Origin of the sequence: Pseudomonas tumuqii, assembly GCF_013184545.1 — a bacterium.
GTDB lineage: Bacteria > Pseudomonadota > Gammaproteobacteria > Pseudomonadales > Pseudomonadaceae > Aquipseudomonas > Aquipseudomonas tumuqii.
In genome coordinates, this window is the sequence record NZ_JAAOJA010000001.1 from 175,696 (window position 1) to 195,280 (window position 19,585).

At 65.5% G+C, this 19,585-nt stretch carries 14 protein-coding genes; 9 read left to right on the forward strand and 5 right to left on the reverse strand.

Features of this window, described 5'->3' with window-relative positions:
• Positions 1-149 precede the first annotated feature (149 nt).
• Positions 150-2,774, reverse strand: coding sequence for a putative bifunctional diguanylate cyclase/phosphodiesterase (locus G9C89_RS00805; protein WP_172143461.1), 2,625 nt, complete (start codon positions 2,772-2,774; stop codon positions 150-152).
• A 77-nt stretch (positions 2,775-2,851) separates the two neighbouring features.
• Here G9C89_RS00805 and G9C89_RS00810 point away from each other — a divergent pair, with 77 nt between their 5' ends.
• From G9C89_RS00810 to G9C89_RS00830, 5 genes are all read left to right on the forward strand, one after another.
• Positions 2,852-3,379 (forward strand): hypothetical protein, encoded by a 528-nt coding sequence (locus G9C89_RS00810; RefSeq protein WP_172143462.1) that lies wholly within the window; start codon positions 2,852-2,854, stop codon positions 3,377-3,379.
• Between the two features lie 94 nt (positions 3,380-3,473).
• Entirely contained in the window at positions 3,474-3,896 is a 423-nt protein-coding gene (locus G9C89_RS00815; protein ID WP_172143463.1) for an archease, read from the forward strand.
• Between the two features lie 18 nt (positions 3,897-3,914).
• Entirely contained in the window at positions 3,915-5,345 is a 1,431-nt protein-coding gene (locus G9C89_RS00820; protein ID WP_172143464.1) for an RtcB family protein, read from the forward strand.
• A 101-nt stretch (positions 5,346-5,446) separates the two neighbouring features.
• Positions 5,447-5,830 (forward strand): DUF3775 domain-containing protein, encoded by a 384-nt coding sequence (locus tag G9C89_RS00825; protein WP_172143465.1) that lies wholly within the window; start codon positions 5,447-5,449, stop codon positions 5,828-5,830.
• A 62-nt stretch (positions 5,831-5,892) separates the two neighbouring features.
• Positions 5,893-6,180, forward strand: a complete 288-nt coding sequence (locus G9C89_RS00830) for a GYD domain-containing protein (RefSeq protein WP_172143466.1) — start codon at positions 5,893-5,895, stop codon at positions 6,178-6,180.
• Between the two features lie 46 nt (positions 6,181-6,226).
• On the opposite strand, the gene polX is transcribed toward G9C89_RS00830, so the two are convergent.
• The 4 genes from polX to aceE all read right to left on the reverse strand — a co-directional run bounded on the left by polX (position 6,227) and on the right by aceE (position 13,175).
• Positions 6,227-8,011 (reverse strand): DNA polymerase/3'-5' exonuclease PolX, encoded by a 1,785-nt coding sequence (gene polX / locus G9C89_RS00835; RefSeq protein WP_172143467.1) that lies wholly within the window; start codon positions 8,009-8,011, stop codon positions 6,227-6,229.
• A 30-nt stretch (positions 8,012-8,041) separates the two neighbouring features.
• A complete protein-coding gene (locus tag G9C89_RS00840; protein WP_315852744.1) occupies positions 8,042-8,515 on the reverse strand; it encodes a CBS domain-containing protein in 474 nt (157 codons plus the stop codon).
• A gap of 341 nt (positions 8,516-8,856) precedes the next feature.
• A complete protein-coding gene (aceF, locus tag G9C89_RS00845; RefSeq protein ID WP_172143468.1) occupies positions 8,857-10,518 on the reverse strand; it encodes a dihydrolipoyllysine-residue acetyltransferase in 1,662 nt (553 codons plus the stop codon).
• 11 nt (positions 10,519-10,529) lie between these two features.
• The gene (aceE, locus tag G9C89_RS00850) at positions 10,530-13,175 is read right to left on the reverse strand and encodes a pyruvate dehydrogenase (acetyl-transferring), homodimeric type (protein WP_172143469.1); all 2,646 of its coding nucleotides are present in this window, start codon (positions 13,173-13,175) and stop codon (positions 10,530-10,532) included.
• A gap of 268 nt (positions 13,176-13,443) precedes the next feature.
• On the opposite strand from aceE, the gene glnE reads away from it, so the two are divergent.
• From glnE to waaC, 4 genes are all read left to right on the forward strand, one after another.
• Entirely contained in the window at positions 13,444-16,389 is a 2,946-nt protein-coding gene (gene glnE / locus G9C89_RS00855; protein ID WP_172143470.1) for a bifunctional [glutamate--ammonia ligase]-adenylyl-L-tyrosine phosphorylase/[glutamate--ammonia-ligase] adenylyltransferase, read from the forward strand.
• Positions 16,390-16,459: 70 nt separating this feature from the next.
• On the forward strand, positions 16,460-17,383 hold the full coding sequence (locus tag G9C89_RS00860) for a branched-chain amino acid transaminase (RefSeq protein WP_172143471.1): 924 nt from the start codon (positions 16,460-16,462) through the stop codon (positions 17,381-17,383).
• 154 nt (positions 17,384-17,537) lie between these two features.
• Positions 17,538-18,581 (forward strand): lipopolysaccharide heptosyltransferase II, encoded by a 1,044-nt coding sequence (gene waaF, locus G9C89_RS00865; RefSeq protein ID WP_172143472.1) that lies wholly within the window; start codon positions 17,538-17,540, stop codon positions 18,579-18,581.
• Positions 18,581-19,582: a lipopolysaccharide heptosyltransferase I gene (waaC, locus tag G9C89_RS00870; RefSeq protein WP_172143473.1), complete on the forward strand. Its 1,002-nt coding sequence runs from the start codon at positions 18,581-18,583 to the stop codon at positions 19,580-19,582. The genes waaF and waaC overlap by 1 nt, the downstream gene beginning before the upstream one ends.
• Positions 19,583-19,585 lie beyond the last annotated feature (3 nt).

The window sequence follows — 19,585 nt, forward strand, 5'->3', positions numbered from 1 at the left end:
GAACGATTTCCTCAACATAAGCGGGTGTATTGGTAGACCGCGCGCATGGCGCGGTGTTACAGGTCGTTGTCGGGATCGCCTAGCCGGCCGTTGAAAACTGCCAGCGTTGCTCCTCTTGATAAAAGCGAGGGGGCGTTAAAAACGGCCGGTTAGCGGCAGGGATAGCGCTGCAGTCTGGCGATCAGTTCGCCCGCGGCGATTGGCCGGTCGAACAGGTAGCCCTGGCCGATGTCGCAGTGCTGGCGGCGGAGGAAGCCCAGTTGCGCCGCGGTTTCGATGCCTTCGGCGACTACCGTGAGTTTCAGTTTATGCGCCATGGCGATCACTGCCGAGGTGATCTCCATGTCGTCCTGATTTTCCGGGATGTCCTTGATGAAGCTGCGGTCGATCTTGATCACGTCGATGGGGTATTTCTTCAGGTAGCTGAGCGACGAATAACCGGTGCCGAAGTCGTCCATCGCCAGGGTCAGGCCCAGGCTTTTCAGGCGGCTGAGTTGGTGACGGGTGTCGTCGGTGGCCTCCAGCAGCAGGCTTTCGGTCAATTCCAGTTCCAGCAGGTTTGGCGCCAGCAGCTCCTCGTGCAGGATCGCGGCGATCGAGCCAACCAGATCGGGATCGGAGAACTGCTTGGGCGACAGGTTGATTGCTACCTGCAGGTTGCCCAGGCCGGCGGCGGTCAACTGCTTGCTCATGTGGCAGGCCTGGCGCACCACCCATTTGCCGATGGGGATGATCAGCCCGGTTTCCTCGGCCACGCCGATGAACTGGTCCGGCTGGATCATGCCTTTCTCCGGGTGGTGCCAGCGCAGCAGCGCCTCCATGCCGACCAGCCGGCCAGTCTTCAGGCACAGCTTGGGTTGATAGAACACTTCCAGCTCGTTCTGGGTCAGCGCGCGGCGCAGGTTGTTCTCGACGAACAGTTTGTAGTCGGCCTCGGCGTTCAGGACCTCGGTGAAGACTTGCAATTGGTGCTTGCCGTTGGCCTTGGCCTTGTGCAGCGCCAGGCCGGCATGCTTCATCAGGGTGTGTGGATCCGCCCCGTGTTCTGGCATGCAGGCCACGCCCACCGAGCCGGTGACGCTGATCAATTGGTTGTCGACGAACAGTGGCTTGTCCAGGGTGTGCAGCACCTGGTGGGCCAGTTGTTGGGCGCCAGCCAGGTCGGCGGCTTCCAGCAGGATGGCGAATTCGTTGCTGGCGAAGCGCGCGAGCATGCCGCTCGGCGTGAGGCTGTTGCGCAGGCGCCGGGCGAGGCTGATGAGCAGCTTGTCGCCGGTCTGGTGGCCGAGGCTGTCGTTGATCCGCTTGAAGTTGTCGATGTCCACCAGCAGCAGGCTGAACGGTTTGCCGGCATCGCTGGCAAAGCGGCGTTCCAGGGCGCGGATAAAGGCGTAGCGGTTACCCAGGCCGGTGAGGCTGTCGCTGTAGGCCAGGCGTTCGATGCGTTGCTGGGCCTGCTTGGTTTCGGTGATGTCTTCGTAGATGCCGATGTAATGGGTCAGGATGCCGTCGTCGGCATGCACCTTGGAGATCGACAGTTGCCCCCAGTAGGGGTCGAGGTTCTTGCGCCGGCTCTTGAATTCGCCTTGCCAGCTGTTGTGTTCGCAGAGGCTGGCGGGCGCCTCGAAGAGCAACTCGCCGAGGTTTTCCAGGGCCGGCAGCTCGGACAGGCGGCGGCCCTGTACCTCGGCGGAACTGTACAGGGTGATGGCGGTAAAACTCGGGTTGACGTATTCCACCAGGCCGTCGCGATCGATCAGGATAAAGGCGCTGGCACTCTGCTCGACGGCACGCTTGAACAGGTGCAGCTCGCTGGTGGCGCTGCGCCGTTGCTGATTGCTCAGCACTTGCGCGTACTGATCGGCCAGTTCGCCGGCGAAGGCAATTTCGTCGGCCTGCCAGACGCGCCGAGAGCCTGTGTGCTCCAGGCACAGCACGCCGACCACTTCGCCGCCGACCCGGATGCTGGCATCGAGCATGGCCTCAATGCCCATTGGTTGCAGGTAGGTCGCAGACATCTCACGGGTGCGTGGGTCGAGACAGGCGTCGTGGGCGTCAATCGCCCGACCACCGTGCAGTGCTTGCAGGTAGTTGGGGAACGCGTCGATTGTGATCGGCGTGGCACGTTCATGGCCGTCGATGTCACGGCGAAACAGGGCTACGGGCTCAAGACTGGCGCCATTGAGCATCCAGATGCTCGCCCGTGCCACGTTATAGACGCGGCAGGCCGTACGGGTGATCAGTTCGGCGGCTTCACGCAGCGCATCGCTGGTGGTGTAGCGCTGGCGCGCCAGACGCACGATCAGGCTTTGCTGGGCATGCGAGCGCTGCTGCCGCTCCTGCTCTTCGCCGCTTGGCGCGGGCGGGAGCGGATCGCTGGTGTCGGCGGTGGCTATCAGGTAGCCGCGCAGCAGCTGCCGGCCGTGTTGTTTGAACGGTTCGCCCATTTCCATCAGGCAGATGGGGCCGTGTGCGGTGTGCAGGGTGTAATTCACCAGATAATGCGCTTGCTGCGCCAGTTGCAGCTGAATGCGGTCATGCAACCGATGGCGAGCTTCAGGCTCCATCAGGCAGGCATAGGGGGCATCGATCAGTGCGCAGAGTTCGCTGGCGGGGATGCCGAACTGGCGTTCGCAGGCCGGGTCTATAAATAACAGCGTCCAGCTCGCCTCGTTCAATCGTTCGAAGCGCAGCATGCCGAGCCTCGACGGCACTGGCAACTGTGTCACAACCTCGGATGCTAACCGGCTCACGGCATCGGTATGGCTTTTCATCAAGCGGCTGGCTTCCAGTATGCTGGCTGAGGCGAGGGTTGGGCTCGCTTCACTATAGCGTCGAGTAAGGGTGCATCATGCATTTGCGACTGACAAGAGAACTAATTCACGCCGTGTGTTTGCTTGGTTGCCTGGTTGCACCGCCGGCCCTGGCCGGCGAACCGGCAGCGGGGCTGAGCAGCGCCGAACAGGCCGGTTATCTGGCCGACGTGCAGCGCCTGTACCTGAGTCAGGACGAGCGCCAGGCCCTGTTGCTACACAGCAATGCGCTGCTGACCAGCTACGCCCTGCGCGCTGGCTATCAGGTGGGCCAGGCGCAACGTCAGGATCTGCTCTACCAGTTGCGCCTGGGCGCGCCCGGTGAGTTGATACTGCGCGAGGAGATTCGTGGCCAAGGCAGCGACGTGGCCGTGCGCAACCAGCGCATTGCGCTGTTCGGCGTCGATCCGTTTATCCGTTACGACTGCCCGTCCAGTGGCATCAGCTGCGTGCTGTACAACCCGGTCGATGGCAGCCCGCTGCTGACCATCGTGCGCAATCACCAGGGTGCGGCCGAACTGGCCAAGGCGCTGAGCTTTCTGATCCGCAGGGTGCAGAAGGGCTGAGGGGCAGCGGGCACGCCATACCGTACGTCGCGGCTTTGCTCGAATGGGGCGCCGGGTGCCATCCTGATCGAAGCGCTATCGGGAGTATCGGTCCATGCCGCAGGCGTGTTGGCAACACCTCGATCACGGTGCCGATATCGGCGTGCGCGGCTATGCCGGCTCGCTGGCCGAGGCGTTCGCCCAGGCCGCACTGGCGCTGACCGCGCTGATCACCGCGCCCGAGGGGATAGTCGAACGCGAGGCGGTGAGCATCGAGTGCCGCGAAGCCGATCCGGAGTTGTTGCTGTACGACTGGCTCAACGCGGTGATCTACACCATGGCCACCCGTGGCCTGCTGTTCGGGCGCTTCCAGGTGGTCATCGAGGGCGATCGGCTGAGCGCCACCGCCTACGGCGAGCCCGTGGACCGGCCGCGGCATCGGCCGGCTGTCGAAGTCAAGGGCGCCACCCTGACCGAACTCGAGGTGCGCCGGGTCGCCCCCGACCAGTGGCTGGCACAGTGCATCGTCGACGTCTGAATGCGGAAGTGGACGACTATGGACCTGAACAAGTTCGAAACCGTGGGCGAACAGCGTTGGCGTATCCCGCCGCGGGGCGCCATGCGCGTGCCGGGCATCATCTTCGCCAGCCGCGAACTGCTTGCGGCGATGGACGACAAGGTCTACCAGCAGACCTGCAACGTCGCCGCCCTGCCCGGCATCGTCGAGGCCGCCTACGCCATGCCGGATGCCCATTGGGGCTATGGCTTCCCGATCGGCGGGGTGGCGGCGTTCGATGCCGAGGCCGGCGGGGTGGTCTCCGCCGGCGGCGTCGGCTTCGACATCTCCTGCGGTGTGCGCCTGCTGCACACCGGCCTGGTGGAACAGGACATCCGTGGCGTGCAACCGGCATTGGCCGATGCCCTGTTCCGCGATATCCCCGCCGGCGTCGGCAGCCGCGGCGCCTTGCGCCTCGGTGCGGCGGCGATGGATGCGATGCTGCGCGGCGGCGCGCGCTGGGCGGTGGAGCAAGGCTTCGGCAGCCCGCAGGACCTGGCGTTGATCGAGGAGCAGGGTTGCATGGCCGACGCCGAGCCGGGCGAGGTGTCGGCCGAGGCCAAGCGGCGCCAGCGCGACGAGATGGGCACCCTGGGCTCGGGCAACCACTACCTGGAAGTGCAGCGCGTCGTGCAGCTGTTCGACGAGCGCCTGGCGCAGGCCTTCGGCATCCGCCTGGGCGACATCAAGATCAGCATCCACTGCGGGTCGCGCGGCCTCGGCCACCAGATCGGCAGCGAATTCCTGCGGCGCATGGCGGTCGCCGCGGCCGGCTTCGGCATCGCGCTGCCCGACCGCGAGCTGGCCTGCGCGCCCATCGGCTCCGCGCTCGGCCAGCAGTACCTGGGGGCGATGCGGGCTGCGATCAACTGCGCATTGGCCAACCGGCAGATCATTACCAACCTGGCCCGCGAGACCTTCGCCCGCCTGCTGCCCCAGGCGCGCTTGAGCCTGCTGTTCGACGTTTCGCACAACACCTGCAAGCGCGAGACGCACAGCCTCGATGGCCGCCCGCGCGAGCTCTACGTGCACCGCAAGGGCGCCACGCGGGCCTTCGGGCCGGGGCATCCACAGCTACCGCCGGCCTACCGTGCGGTCGGCCAGCCGGTGCTGATCGGTGGCACCATGGGCACCGCCTCCTACGTGCTGGCCGGCACCGCCACCGGCATGGGCCTGGCCTTCGGCAGCGCCTGCCATGGTGCCGGGCGGGCCATGAGCCGACACCAGGCCAGCCGCCTGTGGAGCGGCGAACGCCTGCGCGACGAACTGGCCGCGCGCGGCGTGCTGATCCGCAGCCCGTCCTGGCGCGGTGTCGCGGAAGAGGCGCCGGGCGCCTACAAGGACGTCGATGCGGTGGCCCTGGCCGCGGAGCTGGCCGGCCTGGCGCGGCGGGTCGCGCGCCTGGAGCCGCTGGTCTGCATCAAGGGCTAGGTCGGGCGATTCCCGACCCGTGGCTGACCGGGCGCTGGCGCATCTGGCTGTTCGGGGCGATGCTTGATGCAAACCTTTGCCGATCGAGGGGAGTGCGCAAGATGCTGAATGTCAATCCCGATACCGTCTGTCGCCTGATCGCCTTGGCCCGCGTGTTCCATGCCAAGGAGGCGGTCTCCATCCCCCAGGAACCCACCAGCCCGAGCGATGACTGGGCGCTGCAGGTGCTCGCCGACCACGCGGACGACGAGGTATTCCTGGAGTTCAAGTCGATCGTCGACGACCTCGAGCCCGACCAGCAGCAGGAGGTGGTGGCGCTGCTCTGGCTGGGCCGCGGTGATGCGGCGCAGGAAGATTGGGGGGAACTGCTCGAACAGGCCGCTGACGACTGGAACGAACGCACGGCCGAGTACCTGATCGCCCATCCCTACTTGGCCGATCACCTGCAGGAAGGCCTGGATATATTCGGCTACACCTGCGAATAAGGGCACCGGCGTTCCGACGCTGCGTCGGCGGCATTGCAGATGATCCACTTGGAGGAAGCGCCATGGCGACTTACATCATTCTCAGTCAGGCGGCGGCCGGCACCTTCGCCTCGCCGCAGGAGTTCAAGCAGATGGCCGACGATGTGTCGGAGCGGATCAAGCGCGAATGCCCGGATGTGATCTGGGGCCAGAGTTACGCCACCATGGGCCGCTTCGACGTCATCGACATCATCGAGTCGGACGACCCGCTGCAGGTCGAGAAGGCGGCGATGATCATCCGCGCCTACGGCAAGGCCAATACCCAGACGCTGCTGGCCACGCCCTGGCGGGAATTCCTGGCGGCGCTCTAGGGTCTGTGTTGCCGTTTCGCGGCTCGCCGCGTCTACGGCACCTGGCTCAACGCGCCTGATGCAGTAGGCGCAACAGCTGCGCCAGGCTGCGCGTGTTGAGTACGTCGGCGGGCTCCAGCCAGCCGCGGCGGGCTTGGCCAATGCCGTACTCGAGCAGGTCGAAGTCGCTGCTGCGATGGGCGTCGGAGGCGATGCTCACGAGCACGCCTTGTGCCTTGGCCAGCCGGCAATAGTGGTCGTTCAGGTCGAGGCGTTGCGGCTGCGCATTCGACTCGAGGAAACAGCCGCGCTGTCGCGCATGCTCGATGATCGCCTCGATATCGAGCGGGTAGCCTTCGCGTTCCTGCAGCAGGCGTCCGGTCGGGTGGGCGAGGATCGTGAAGTAGCGCGAATCCATGGCGCGCTGGATGCGTTGTGTCTGCTGCTGTACGGGCAGGTTGAAGTGACTGTGCACGGCGCCGACGACGATATCCAGGCGTGCCAGCAGGGTATCCGGCATGTCCAGCGTGCCGTCGGCGAGGATATCGACCTCGATGCCCTTGAGCAGCGTCAGGCTCTGCAGTTCGTCGTTGAGCCGGTCGATCTCATCCAGTTGGCGCAGCAGGCGATCGGCGTCCAGGCCGTGGGCGATGCTCAGGCGCCGCGAGTGTTCGGTGATAGCCAGGTATTGCCAACCGCGTTGCTGGGCGGCCATGGCCATTTCGCGCAGGCTGTTGTTGCCGTCACTGGCGCGGGTATGGCAATGCAGGTCGCCGCGCAAATCGTCGAGTTCGATCAGCCTGGGCAGCTTGCCGTGCTCGGCGGCGGCGATCTCGCCAGTATCCTCGCGCAGTTCGGGGGGGATCCAGGGCAGGCCCAGGGCCTGGTAGATGTCCGCTTCTTGGTGCCCGGCCAGCTGCTTGGCGTTGCGGTACAGCCCGTATTCGTTGAGCTTGCAGCCTTGCGCCCGCGCCCGACGGCGCAGGGCGATGCCGTGGGCCTTGCTGCCGGTGAAGTACTGCAGGGCCGCGCCAAAGCTGGCGGCGGCGACGATCCGCAGGTCAACCTGCATGCCGCCATACAGGCGCAGGCTGGCGCGGGTCGGTCCGGCGGCCATGACTCTTTCGATAGCGGGGTAGCGCAGCGCGCTGGCCATGACCCGGCTGTCTTGTGGGTCTGCCTGCAGCAGAATATCCAGGTCGCCGACGGTGTCGCGGCGGCGCCGGTAGCTGCCGGCGATGACGGCGACCTCGACCTTGGCCAGGCCGCGCAAATAGTCCAGCAGTGGTTCGGCCTGGGCGGCGGCCTGCGGCAACAGATAACGTCGCTCGGCGCTGGCCTTGGCGCCAATGGCGTGTTGTAAGCGCTCGATCAGGCGCGCGCCGAAGCCGGTCAACTGCCGCACCTGGCCGCCAGCCAGGGCCTGCCGCAGGCTTGGCAACGAGTCGACGCCCAGTTCCTGATACAGCTGCCGCACCCGCTTGGGGCCAATGCCAGGCAGGTGCAGCAATTCGCTCAGCCCCGCCGGGACTTCGCGCTGCAGGCGTTGCAGCAAAGCGCAGTCGCCCGTGCGGACGATTTCGTCGATTTTCTCCGACAGGTCGTGACCGATGCCCGGCAGCTTGGGCAGCGCGATGCCGCTGGTGATCCGCTCGGCGAACGACAGCTCCTGGCTGCGCACCGTGCGCGCGGCATTGCGGTAGGCACGTATGCGAAACGGGTTGGCGGCCTCCAGCTCCAGCAGGTCGGCGATCTCCTCGAAGACCTGCGCGATGCGCTGGTTGTCGACCGCCGCGGCAGGCGGCCGGGCAGTGGCGGTGCTAGACGGCGAGGCCGGCGGGTGGCGAGGCATGCTCTGGTTCCCTTGACGCAGGCGGCGCTATTACGGCTGCTGATCGGCTTCCAGCCGTCCCTGGTAGGTCGCCAGTCGAGCCAGGTCGCGCAGGCCGTCGGCCAGTACGCCGAGCAGGTCGTCGGCGGCAATGATGCCGACCAACACGCCCCGTTCATCGACCACCGGCAGGCGGCGCACGCCGCCGCGGCGCATCTTGGCGATGACGTCGAAGACATCCTCCTGTTCTTGTACCGTGATCAGCTCGCGCCGCTGGAAGTCGCCGACGGCCATGCGGCTCAGATCGCTCTCGTCGTTGGCGACCAGATCGAGCACGATATCGCGGTCGGTGATGATGCCCACCGGTACGAAGTTACCGTCGTCCGTGGGCTCGACCAGCACCAGGTCGCCGACATGGTAGTCGCGCATCAGCCGCGCGGCGACGGCAACCGAGTCGGTGGGGGATGCCGCGACTATTTCGCGACAGCAGTATTCGCCAATGGCCATGATTTCACCTCTGTGCACGCGTGCATGCACCTGTTGATGGAGTTATCGCAGGTGCGATACGTTCACGATGGGCGCAAGCCTGGCCGGGGTTTTTGATCTGCATCAGCTTGAGGTGGATCGGATTGACCACAACCGGCCTCGGCGGATGGATGGGAGAGGAGGAGGGCGGCGAAACTACGCGGCAAGCGTCGAACGCCATCGTCAGCGCGCGGCGCCACGTGGCGGGCGCTATGGCGAAAGTCGCCGCTAACCCAGCGTTTGCGCGCACCAGGTAACGGGTACATAGCCAAAAAAAAACCCCGCCAAACAGGGCGGGGTTGAGGGACGAGCGTGGCGTGCTCGAAAGTTGAAGCCTGGGATTACAGCAGCATGGTGCGAATATCTGCCAGCACATCGCCGAGGCGCTTGGTAAAGCGTGCGGCAGCAGCACCGTTGATCACCCGGTGGTCGTAGGACAGCGACAGCGGCAGCATCAGCTTGGGCTGGAACGCCTTGCCGTCCCAGACCGGCTGGATGGTCGCCTTGCTGACGCCGAGAATTGCCACTTCCGGCGCGTTGACGATCGGCGTGAAGCCGGTGCCGCCAATATGGCCGAGGCTGGAGATGGTGAAGCAGGCACCCTGCATGTCATCGGCGGAGAGCTTCTTGGTCCGCGCTTTTTCCGCCAGTACGGCGGCTTCGGCGGCCAGCTGCAGCAGGCTCTTCTGGTCGACGTTCTTGATCACCGGGACCAGCAGACCATCCGGGGTGTCCACGGCGAAGCCGATGTTCACGTATTTCTTGCGGATGATCGCCTTGCCGCTCGGCGCCAGCGAACTGTTGAAGTCCGGCAGTTCCCTGAGCAGGAAGGCGCAGGCCTTGAGCAGCAGCGGCAGCACGGTGAGCTTGACCCCGGCTTTCTCGGCCACGGCTTTCTGCGCGACGCGGAAGGCTTCCAGCTCGGTGATGTCGGCCGAGTCGAACTGGGTCACGTGCGGCACGTTGAGCCAGCTGCGGTGCAGGTTGGCGGCGCCGACCTGCATCAGGCGGGTCATGGCCACTTCTTCGATTTCACCGAACTTGCTGAAGTCCACCACCGGGATCGGCGGGATGCCCGCACCTCCGGTGGCGCCGCCGGTTGCATCCGCGGGCGCTTCCTTGGCCTTCTGCAGCATCGCCTTGACATGCACCTGCACGTCTTCCTTGAGAATCCGGCCTTTCGGGCCGCTGCCAGGTACGGCCGACAGCTCCACGCCGAAGTCGCGGGCCAGCTGGCGCACGGCCGGGCCGGCATGCACCTTGTCGCCGCTGACGACTGCAGGCGCGGCTGCCGCACTGGCGGCAGCGGCCGACAGCTTGGCGATGGCGTTGACCTCGGCGGCGATTGCAGGGTCGGCGCCGGCCGGGACTCTGTGCACCTCGGCCGTTTGCGCTGGCGCTGCAGCCGGTGCTGGGGCCGCTGCGGCCCCGGCGACTTTCAGCTTGAGGATCAGGTCGCCGGTGCCGACCTCGGCTTCCAGCTTGACCTCGACGCTTTCCACCACGCCGGCAACCGGCGAGGGGATTTCCATGCTGGCCTTGTCCGATTCCAGGGTGATCAGCGACTGCTCGGCTTCAACCCTGTCGCCGGCCTTGACCAGCACTTCGATGACCTTGGCCTTGCCGGCCGAACCGATGTCCGGCACATGGATGTCCTGCACGGACGATGCGGCTGCCGCTGCTGGTGCCGCTGCGGCAGGCGCCGCAGCCTTGGGCGCTTCAGCAGGTGCGGGCGCTGCGGCGACTGGCGCCGGAGCGGCTGCGCTGGCGCCTTCGACTTCCAGTTCGAGCAGTTCGTCGCCTTCTTTCAGGCGGTCGCCCAGCTTGACTTTCAGGCTCTTGATCACTCCGGCTTTCGGCGCCGGGATTTCCATGCTGGCCTTGTCCGACTCGAGGGTCAGCAGGCTCTGGTCGGCTTCGATGCGATCGCCGACCTTGACGAACAGCTCGATGACTTCGCCTTCACCACTGCCGATATCGGGTACGCGGATTAATTCGCTCACAGTGCGTCTCCTTAGCAGTCCAGTGGGTTGAGTTTTTCCGGGTTGATGCCGAACTTGGCGATGGCTTCGGCCACCACTTTGGGTTCGATATCACCGCGGTCGGCGAGGGCTTCGAGGGCGGCCAGGACCACCCAGTTGCGATCCACTTCGAAGAAGTGACGCAGTTTCTTGCGGCTGTCGCTGCGGCCGAAACCGTCGGTGCCCAGCACCTTGTATTCCTTGCTCGGCACCCATTGGCGAATCTGGTCGGCAAACAGCTTCATGTAGTCGGTGCTGGCGATGACCGGGCCTTGGCGGCCCGCCAGGCACTGCTCGACATACGACTGCTTGGGCTTCTGCTCGGGATGCAGGCGGTTGTTGCGTTCCACCGCCAGGCCATCGCGGCGCAGTTCGTTGAAGCTGGTGACGCTCCACACATCGGCGCCGACGTTGAACTCTTCACGGAGGATCTTCGCCGCCTCGCGCACTTCGCGCAGGATGGTGCCGGAGCCGAGCAGCTGCACGTGATGGGCGGCTTCCTTCTTGTCCTCTTCGAGCAGGTACATGCCCTTGACGATGCCTGCCTCGACACCTTCAGGCATGGCCGGCTGCTGATACGCCTCGTTCATCACGGTGATGTAGTAGAAGACGTTCTGCTGCTCTTCGATCATCTGCCGCGTGCCTTCGCGGATGATCACCGCCAGCTCGTAGCCGTAGGTCGGGTCGAACGTGCGGCAGTTGGGAATGGTCGAGGCCATGATGTGGCTGTGACCGTCTTCGTGCTGCAGGCCTTCGCCGTTGAGCGTGGTGCGCCCGGCGGTGCCGCCGATCAGGAAGCCGCGGGTGCGGCTGTCGCCGGCCGCCCAGGCCAGGTCGCCGATACGCTGGAAACCGAACATCGAATAGAAGATATAGAACGGCAGCATCGGCTGGTTGTGGCAGCTGTAGCTGGTGCCCGCGGCGATGAAGGAGCTCATGGCGCCGGCTTCGTTGATGCCTTCCTCGAGGATCTGACCCTTCTTGTCCTCGCGGTAGAACATCACCTGATCCTTGTCCACCGGCTCATACAGCTGGCCGACCGAGGAATAGATGCCGAGCTGGCGGAACATGCCTTCCATGCCGAAGGTGCGCGCCTCGTCCGGGATGATCGGCACGATGCGCTGGCCGAGTTCCTTGTCCTTGAGCAACTGGGCGAGGACCCGCACGAAGGCCATGGTGGTGGAGATTTCACGATCGCCGGAACCGTCGAGGATGGCCTTGAGGGTGTCCAGTGGCGGGGTCGGGATGCTGAAACTGTTGGCGCGGCGCTGCGGTACGAAACCGCCGAGGGCGGCACGCCGCTCGTGCAGGTACTTGTATTCGGCGCTGCCGGGTTTCGGCTTGAAGAACGGCAGGTTCTCCAGTTCGTCGTCCTGCACCGGGATGTCGAAGCGGTCGCGGAACTGCTTGAGGCTGGCAACGTCGACTTTCTTGGTGTTGTGCGCGGTGTTCTTCGCCTCGCCCGCGCCGGTGCCATAACCCTTGATGGTCTTGGCCAGGATCACGGTCGGCTGTTCTTTGTGGTTGACCGCCTCATGGTAGGCCGCATAGACCTTGTACGGGTCGTGGCCGCCACGGTTGAGCTTCCAGATCTCGTCGTCGGAGAGGTCTTCGACCATCGCCTTGAGTTCGGGGCTGTTGAAGAAGTGCTCGCGGACGAAGGCGCCGTCCTTGGCCTTGTAGTTCTGGTACTCGCCGTCGATCACTTCGTCCATCCGCCGTTGCAGGATGCCGTCGGTGTCCTTGGCCAGCAGCGGATCCCAGAAGCGACCCCAGACCACCTTGTTGACGTTCCACTGGGCGCCACGGAACACGCCTTCGAGTTCCTGGATGATCTTGCCGTTGCCGCGCACCGGGCCGTCGAGGCGCTGCAGGTTGCAGTTGATGACGAAGATCAGGTTGTCCAGCTTCTCGCGGCCGGCCAGGGAGATGGCGCCGAGGGATTCCGGCTCGTCGCACTCGCCGTCGCCGAGGAAGCACCAGACCTTCTGCTTGCCGGCCGGGATGTAGCCACGGTCTTCCAGATACTTCATGAAGCGTGCCTGGTAGATCGCCTGGATCGGGCCCAGGCCCATGGACACGGTGGGGAACTGCCAGAAGTCCGGCATCAGCCAGGGGTGCGGATAGGACGACAGCCCCTTGCCATCGACTTCCTGGCGGAAGTTGTCGAGCTGCTCTTCGCTGATCCGGCCTTCCATGAAGGCGCGGGCGTAGACGCCCGGCGAGGCATGGCCCTGGAAGAAGATCAGGTCGCCGCCGTGCTCCTCGGTCGGGGCCTGGAAGAAGTAGTTGAAGCCGATGTCATACAGGGTCGCGGACGAGGCGAAGCTGGAGATGTGGCCGCCCAGGTCCGGGTCTTTCAGGTTGGTGCGCATCACCATGGCCAGGGCGTTCCAGCGCACCAGCGAGCGAATGCGGCGTTCCATGAACAGGTCGCCAGGCATGCGTGCTTCGTGGGTTACCGGGATGGTGTTGCGGTACGGCGTGGTGATCGCATAGGGCAACTGGGAACCACTGCGGGTGGCCAGTTCGCCCAAGCGGGTCATCAGGTAATGCGCGCGGTCTTCGCCTTCCTTGTCGAGAACAGACTCAAGGGCGTCCAGCCATTCCTGGGTTTCGACGGGATCGAGGTCTTGCATGGCTTGCTCCAGGGCGGAAAGGCTTCCAGAATCGGAGGCCAGGATTCGTGACCGGCTTTGTGGGCGGGCACGTGAATTCTTGGATATACCGGGGATAGGACCGGCTCTGTGTAGTTTTACTACATATCGACGGCGATTTCAGCCCTTTGGATACAATCTTTCGTAGCAAAACTACAATTTATTTGTCTGTTTGTTGCGCGCATCGCGTCAAGCGAGAGGGTTTCCGGCTTTGCGCGTGTCACTTGCAGTCCGCCAAAAAGGATAGACCATGAGCCTGCCCGCGTTGGCTTCTTTACCTGCCACTCTTGCTCCCCTGGCGCTGCGTGCCGAACAGTCCCTGCAGGCGGCTTTCGCCGAGTGCTCGGCGGCTGCCGCGGCCGACTTTGCCGCCTGGCCGAGCGCGCGCCGCGAGGTGCTGCGGCGCGTGGCGGCGGCCAGCGATTTCGTCGTCGAGCAAGCCCGGCGCGACCCGCAGATGCTCCTGGAGTTGGCCGCCTGCGGTGAGTTGGAGCGCGCGCTGCAGGCCGGCGAGCTGCGTGGGCAACTGGCGGCCGCGTTGCTCGATTGCGCCGACGAAGACGAACTGGGCCGGCGCCTGCGGCGTTTCCGCAATCGTCAGCAGGTGCGCATCATCTGGCGCGACATCAGTCGCCAGGCCGACCTGATCGAAACCTGTCGCGACCTTTCGGAGCTGGCCGACGCCTGCATCGATCTGGCCTATCACTGGCTCTATCCCCGGCATTGCACGCAGTTCGGCACGCCCATCGGCCGGCGTAGTGGGCAGGCCCAGCACCTGGTCGTGCTCGGCATGGGCAAGCTGGGCGCCTTTGAACTGAACCTGTCTTCGGACATCGACCTGATCTTCGGCTACCCGGAGGGCGGCGAGACCGAAGGGGTCAAGCGCCCGCTGGACAACCAGGAGTTCTTCATTCGTCTCGGCCAGCGCCTGATCAAGGCGCTGGATGCGATCACCGTCGACGGCTTCGTCTTTCGTACCGACATGCGCCTGCGCCCCTACGGCTCCTCGGGTTCGCTGGTGTTCAGCTTCAACGCGCTGGAGCAGTACTACCAGGATCAGGGCCGTGACTGGGAGCGCTATGCGATGATCAAGGCGCGGGTGGTCGGCGGCGACCCGCTGGCCGGCGCGCAGTTGCTGGAGATGCTGCGGCCCTTCGTCTATCGGCGTTACCTGGACTTTTCCGCGATCGAAGCGCTGCGCACCATGAAGCAGCTGATCCAGCAGGAGGTGCGGCGCAAGGGCATGGCCGAGAACATCAAGCTCGGTGCCGGCGGCATTCGCGAGGTGGAGTTCATCGCCCAGGCCTTCCAGTTGATTCACGGTGGGCGCGACCTGAGCCTGCAGCAGCGGCCGCTGCTGCAGGTGCTGAAAACCCTCGAGGGGCAGGGTTATCTGCCGGCCGCCGTGGTCGCCGAATTGCGCCAGGGCTACGAGTTCCTGCGTTACACCGAACATGCCCTGCAGGCGATCGGCGACCGGCAGACGCAGATGCTCCCCGACGACGAGCGGGATCGGGTGCGGGTGGCGTTCATGCTCGGCTTCGACGACTGGCCGGCGTTTCACCAGCAACTGATGCACTGGCGCGGCCGGGTCGACTGGCATTTCCGCCAGGTGATCGCCGACCCGGATGAGGATACCGAAACCGCCGCCGATGAAGTGGTCGGCGGTGAGTGGCTGCCGCTGTGGGGCGATGTGCAGGACGAGGCCGCCGCCTGCCGGCAGCTGGCCGAGGCCGGGTTCAGCGATCCGCAGTCCGCGTGGCAGCGCCTGGCCGGCTTGCGCAGCGGCAATCAGGTGCGGGCCATGCAGCGTCTCGGCCGTGAGCGCCTGGATGCCTTCATGCCCAGGTTGCTGGCGCAGGCGGTGGAGCATGACAACCCCGATCTGGTTCTGGAGCGGGTGCTGCCGCTGATCGAGGCGGTGGCACGGCGCTCGGCCTACCTGGTGCTGCTGACGGAAAATCCCGGCGCCTTGCAGCGCCTGTTGAACCTCTGTGCCGCCAGCCCGTGGATTGCCGAGCAGATCACCCGCTTCCCTTTACTGCTCGACGAATTGCTCAACGAGGGGCGGCTGTTCAAGCCACCACTGGCGCCGGAGCTGGCCGCCGAGCTGCGTGAGCGGCTGATGCGCATTCCCGAGGATGACCTCGAGCAGCAGATGGAGGCGCTGCGCCACTTCAAGCTGGCGCACCGCCTGCGCGTGGCGGCCTCGGAGATCGCCGGCAGCCTGCCGCTGATGAAGGTCAGCGACTACCTGACCTGGCTGGCCGAGGCGATTCTCGAGCAGGTGCTGGCCCTGGCCTGGCGGCATACCGTGAGCAAATACGGGGTGCCGCAGCGTGCCGATGGCAGCCTCTGCGACCCGGACTTCATCATCGTCGGTTACGGCAAGGTCGGCGGCATCGAACTGGGTCATGGCTCGGATCTGGATCTGGTGTTCATCCACGATGGCGATTCCCAGGCCGAGACCAATGGCGCCAAGCCGATCGACGGCGCGCAGTTCTTCAATCGTCTGGGTCAGCGCATCATCCACCTGCTGACCACCCAGACCAACTCCGGCCAGCTCTACGAGGTCGACATGCGCCTGCGCCCTTCGGGCGTGTCGGGTCTGCTGGTCAGCTCGTTGGGCGCCTTCCAGCGCTATCAGGAACACGAAGCCTGGACCTGGGAGCACCAGGCCCTGGTGCGCGCCCGGGTGTTGGTCGGTTGCCCGCGGGTCGGCAAGGCGTTCGAGGCGGTGCGCGCGGCGGTGCTCGGCCGCGAGCGTGATCTCGACCGGCTGCGCGCCGAAGTCAGCGAGATGCGCGCGAAGATGCGCGACAACCTCGGCACCCGGGCCACGGCTGCCGGCACCGCGGCCAATGCCTTCGAGGCCGCGGTCTGGTTCGACCTCAAGCAGGATGCCGGTGGTATCGTCGATATTGAATTTATGGTGCAATACGCGGCCTTGGCTTGGTCGCGACACTATCCCGAGCTGTTGGAGTTCACCGATAACATCCGCATCCTGGAAGGCCTGGAACGCGTTGGCTTGCTGGCCGCCGAGGATGCCGGCCTGTTGCAGGAGGCCTACAAGGCCTACCGTGCGGCGGCCCATCGCCAGGCATTGCAGAAGCAGCCCGGGGTGGTGCATGGCGACCAGTTCCAGGAGCAAAGACGCAGCGTGCTGCGCATCTGGCGGGAGCTGGGGCTGAACTGAATCATGTAGGCTGGCCGGCGCGCGGCGCCCCGGCGACTAAGTACGAATCGAATTTGAGGAGCAGGCAACTATGTCGATGGCCGATCGTGATGGCGTGATTTGGTATGACGGCAAACTGGTGCCGTGGCGTGACGCTACCACCCATGTGCTGACCCACACCCTGCATTACGGCATGGGCGTATTCGAGGGCGTGCGCGCCTACGACACCCCGGACGGCACGGCGATCTTCCGCCTGCAGGCGCACACCGACCGGCTGTTCGACTCGGCCCAAATCATGGCCATGAAGATTCCCTTCTCCAAGGACGAAATCAACCAGGCGACCCGCGCCGCGGTGCGCGAGAACAACCTGGAAAGCGCCTACATCCGCCCGATGGTGTTCTACGGATCGGAAGCCATGGGCCTGCGCGCCACCGGCTTGAAGGTGCATGTCATCGTCGCCGCCTGGAACTGGGGCGCCTACATGGGCGACGAAGCCCTGCAGATCGGCATCAAGGTGCGCACCAGCTCCTTCACCCGCCACCACGTCAACATCTCGATGACCCGGGCCAAGGCCAACGGCAACTACATCAATTCGATGCTGGCCCTGCAGGAAGCCATCTCCGGCGGCGCCGACGAGGCCATGCTGCTGGATACCGAAGGCTATGTGGCCGAAGGCTCGGGCGAGAACATCTTCCTGGTCAAGAACGGCGTGGTCTACACCCCGGAAGTGACCTCCTGCCTCAACGGCATCACCCGCAACACCATCCTGACCCTGGCCGACGAGCTGGGCATCAAGGTGATCGAGAAGCGCATCACCCGCGACGAGGTGTACATCGCCGACGAGGCCTTCTTCACCGGCACCGCCGCCGAAGTCACGCCGATCCGCGAAGTCGATGATCGGCAGATCGGCGCCGGCCGCCGTGGCCCGGTGACCGAGAAGCTGCAAAAAGCCTATTTCGACCTGGTGGCCGGCAAGACCCGCGCCCACGCCGAATGGCGCACGCTGGTGAAGTAACCCTCAAGCCGGAAGCTTCGTCGGATGGGTCGGGCCGCGTAGGTCGGGCCGCGCAGGTTGAGCGCAGCGATAACCATCGCCCTGTTGAGGCGGATAGTTGAGTGTTGAATCTGTCCGGGAGGCGTGAGCCTCCCCGGTCGTTTCTGGAATAAGCATGAAAATACTGATCGTAGGCCCCAGCTGGGTCGGTGACATGGTGATGGCGCAGACGCTGTTTCAGTGCCTGAAGCAGCGTCATCCCGACTGCGAGATCGATGTGCTGGCGCCCGAGTGGAGCCGGCCGATTCTCGAGCGCATGCCCGAAGTCCGCCAGGCCCTGAGCTTTCCGCTCGGCCATGGCGTGTTGCAACTGGCGACCCGGCGCAAGCTCGGCAAATCCCTGGCGGGCCAGTACGACCAGGCCATCCTGCTGCCCAATTCGCTGAAGTCGGCGCTGGTGCCGTTCTTCGCCGGGATCGCCAAGCGCACCGGCTGGAAGGGCGAGATGCGCTACGGCCTGCTCAACGATGTGCGCGTGCTGGATAAAGAGCGTTATCCGCTGATGATCGAACGCTTCATGGCGCTGGCATTCGAACCTGGCGTCGATTTGCCGAAACCTTATCCGCGGCCGTCCCTGCACATCGACGCAGGCAGTCGCGCGGCGGCGCTGGCCAAGTTCGGCCTGAGCTTGGACCGGCCGGTGCTGGCGCTCTGTCCCGGCGCCGAGTTCGGCGAGGCCAAACGCTGGCCGAGCGAGCATTACGCCCAGGTCGCCGAGGCGAAGGTCCGCGCCGGCTGGCAGGTCTGGCTGTTCGGCTCGAAGAACGATCATCCGGTGGGTGAAGAAATCCGCCTGCGGCTGATTCCCGGACTGCGCGAAGAGGCGGTCAACCTGGCCGGTGAAACCAGCCTGGCCGAGGCCATCGACCTGCTGTCCTGCGCGGGCGCCGTGGTCTCCAACGACTCGGGCCTGATGCATGTGGCCGCCGCGCTCAATCGCCCACTGGTGGCGATCTACGGCTCGACGTCGCCGCAGTTCACCCCGCCGCTGGCCGAGCAGGTGGAGATCGTCCGCCTGGGTATCGAGTGCAGCCCCTGCTTCGAGCGCACCTGTCGCTACGGCCACTACAACTGCCTGCGCGAGTTGGCACCGCGGCCGGTGCTGCAGGCGCTGGATCGCCTGGTGGCCGATCCGATCGAGCCGGTCGAGGTCGAATAGTGCGGGTTCTGTTGATCAAGACGTCCTCGCTCGGCGATGTCATCCATACCTTGCCGGCCCTTACCGACGCGGCCAACGCGATTCCCGGTATCCAGTTCGACTGGGTGGTGGAAGAGGGCTTCGCCGAGATTCCCGCCTGGCACCCCGCCGTGGCCCAGGTGATTCCAGTGGCGCTACGGCGTTGGCGCAAGCACCTCTGGCAGACCCTGAAAAATGGCGAGTGGCGCCGCTTCAAGGCGCGTCTGGGGGAAACCCGTTACGACCTGGTGATCGATGCCCAGGGTTTGCTGAAGAGTGCCTGGCTGACCCGTTACGTCAAGGCGCCGGTGGCTGGTCTGGGGCCGGACTCCGCGCGCGAGCCGATCGCCAGCCGCTTCTATGACCGCCGCTACAGCGTGCCGCGCGAGCAGCATGCGCTGGAGCGGGTGCGCCAGTTGTTCGCCCAGGCGCTGGGCTATCCGCTGCCGGCGGGCATCGGCGACTACGGCCTGAATCGTGCGCGCCTGGCCGGTGCGGTGGAGCAGCCGTATCTGCTGTTCCTGCACGGTACCACCTGGCCGAGCAAGCATTGGCCGGAAGCCTGCTGGCGCGAACTGGCCGAACGCATGAGCGCGCTCGGCTGGGCGGTGCGCCTGCCGTGGGGCAACGAGGTGGAGAAGGCGCGCGCCGAGCGCATCGTCGCCGGCCTGGACAATGCCGCGTTGCTGCCCAGGTTGAACCTGGCCGGCGTGGCCAAGGCGATCGCCGGCGCCAGCGCCTGCGTGGCGGTCGATACCGGCCTCGGTCATCTGGCCGCGGCCCTGGATGTGCCGACCATCTCGCTCTACGGGCCGACCTTGCCGGGGCGGGTGGGCGCCTATGGCCGTTCCCAGGTTCACCTGTGCGCCACGGGCCCGGGTGCCGGTTCGGGCGACCGCCACAAGCCCTGCTTCGAGACGCTGTTGCCGGAGCGGGTGGTCGGCGAGTTGCAGGCGTTGCTGCTGGCCGAGGCCGTCGTCTGATGC

What these genes read in the sequence shown, in the direction of transcription:
- G9C89_RS00805 (WP_172143461.1), bottom strand. Translation starts at nt 2,774, where the DNA reads ATGAAAAGCCATACCGATGCCGTGAGCCGGTTAGCATCCGAGGTTGTG.
- G9C89_RS00810 (WP_172143462.1), top strand. Translation starts at nt 2,852, where the DNA reads ATGCATTTGCGACTGACAAGAGAACTAATTCACGCCGTGTGTTTGCTT.
- G9C89_RS00815 (WP_172143463.1), top strand. Translation starts at nt 3,474, where the DNA reads ATGCCGCAGGCGTGTTGGCAACACCTCGATCACGGTGCCGATATCGGC.
- G9C89_RS00820 (WP_172143464.1), top strand. Translation starts at nt 3,915, where the DNA reads ATGGACCTGAACAAGTTCGAAACCGTGGGCGAACAGCGTTGGCGTATC.
- G9C89_RS00825 (WP_172143465.1), top strand. Translation starts at nt 5,447, where the DNA reads ATGCTGAATGTCAATCCCGATACCGTCTGTCGCCTGATCGCCTTGGCC.
- G9C89_RS00830 (WP_172143466.1), top strand. Translation starts at nt 5,893, where the DNA reads ATGGCGACTTACATCATTCTCAGTCAGGCGGCGGCCGGCACCTTCGCC.
- polX (WP_172143467.1), bottom strand. Translation starts at nt 8,011, where the DNA reads ATGCCTCGCCACCCGCCGGCCTCGCCGTCTAGCACCGCCACTGCCCGG.
- aceE (WP_172143469.1), bottom strand. Translation starts at nt 13,175, where the DNA reads ATGCAAGACCTCGATCCCGTCGAAACCCAGGAATGGCTGGACGCCCTT.
- glnE (WP_172143470.1), top strand. Translation starts at nt 13,444, where the DNA reads ATGAGCCTGCCCGCGTTGGCTTCTTTACCTGCCACTCTTGCTCCCCTG.
- G9C89_RS00860 (WP_172143471.1), top strand. Translation starts at nt 16,460, where the DNA reads ATGTCGATGGCCGATCGTGATGGCGTGATTTGGTATGACGGCAAACTG.
- waaF (WP_172143472.1), top strand. Translation starts at nt 17,538, where the DNA reads ATGAAAATACTGATCGTAGGCCCCAGCTGGGTCGGTGACATGGTGATG.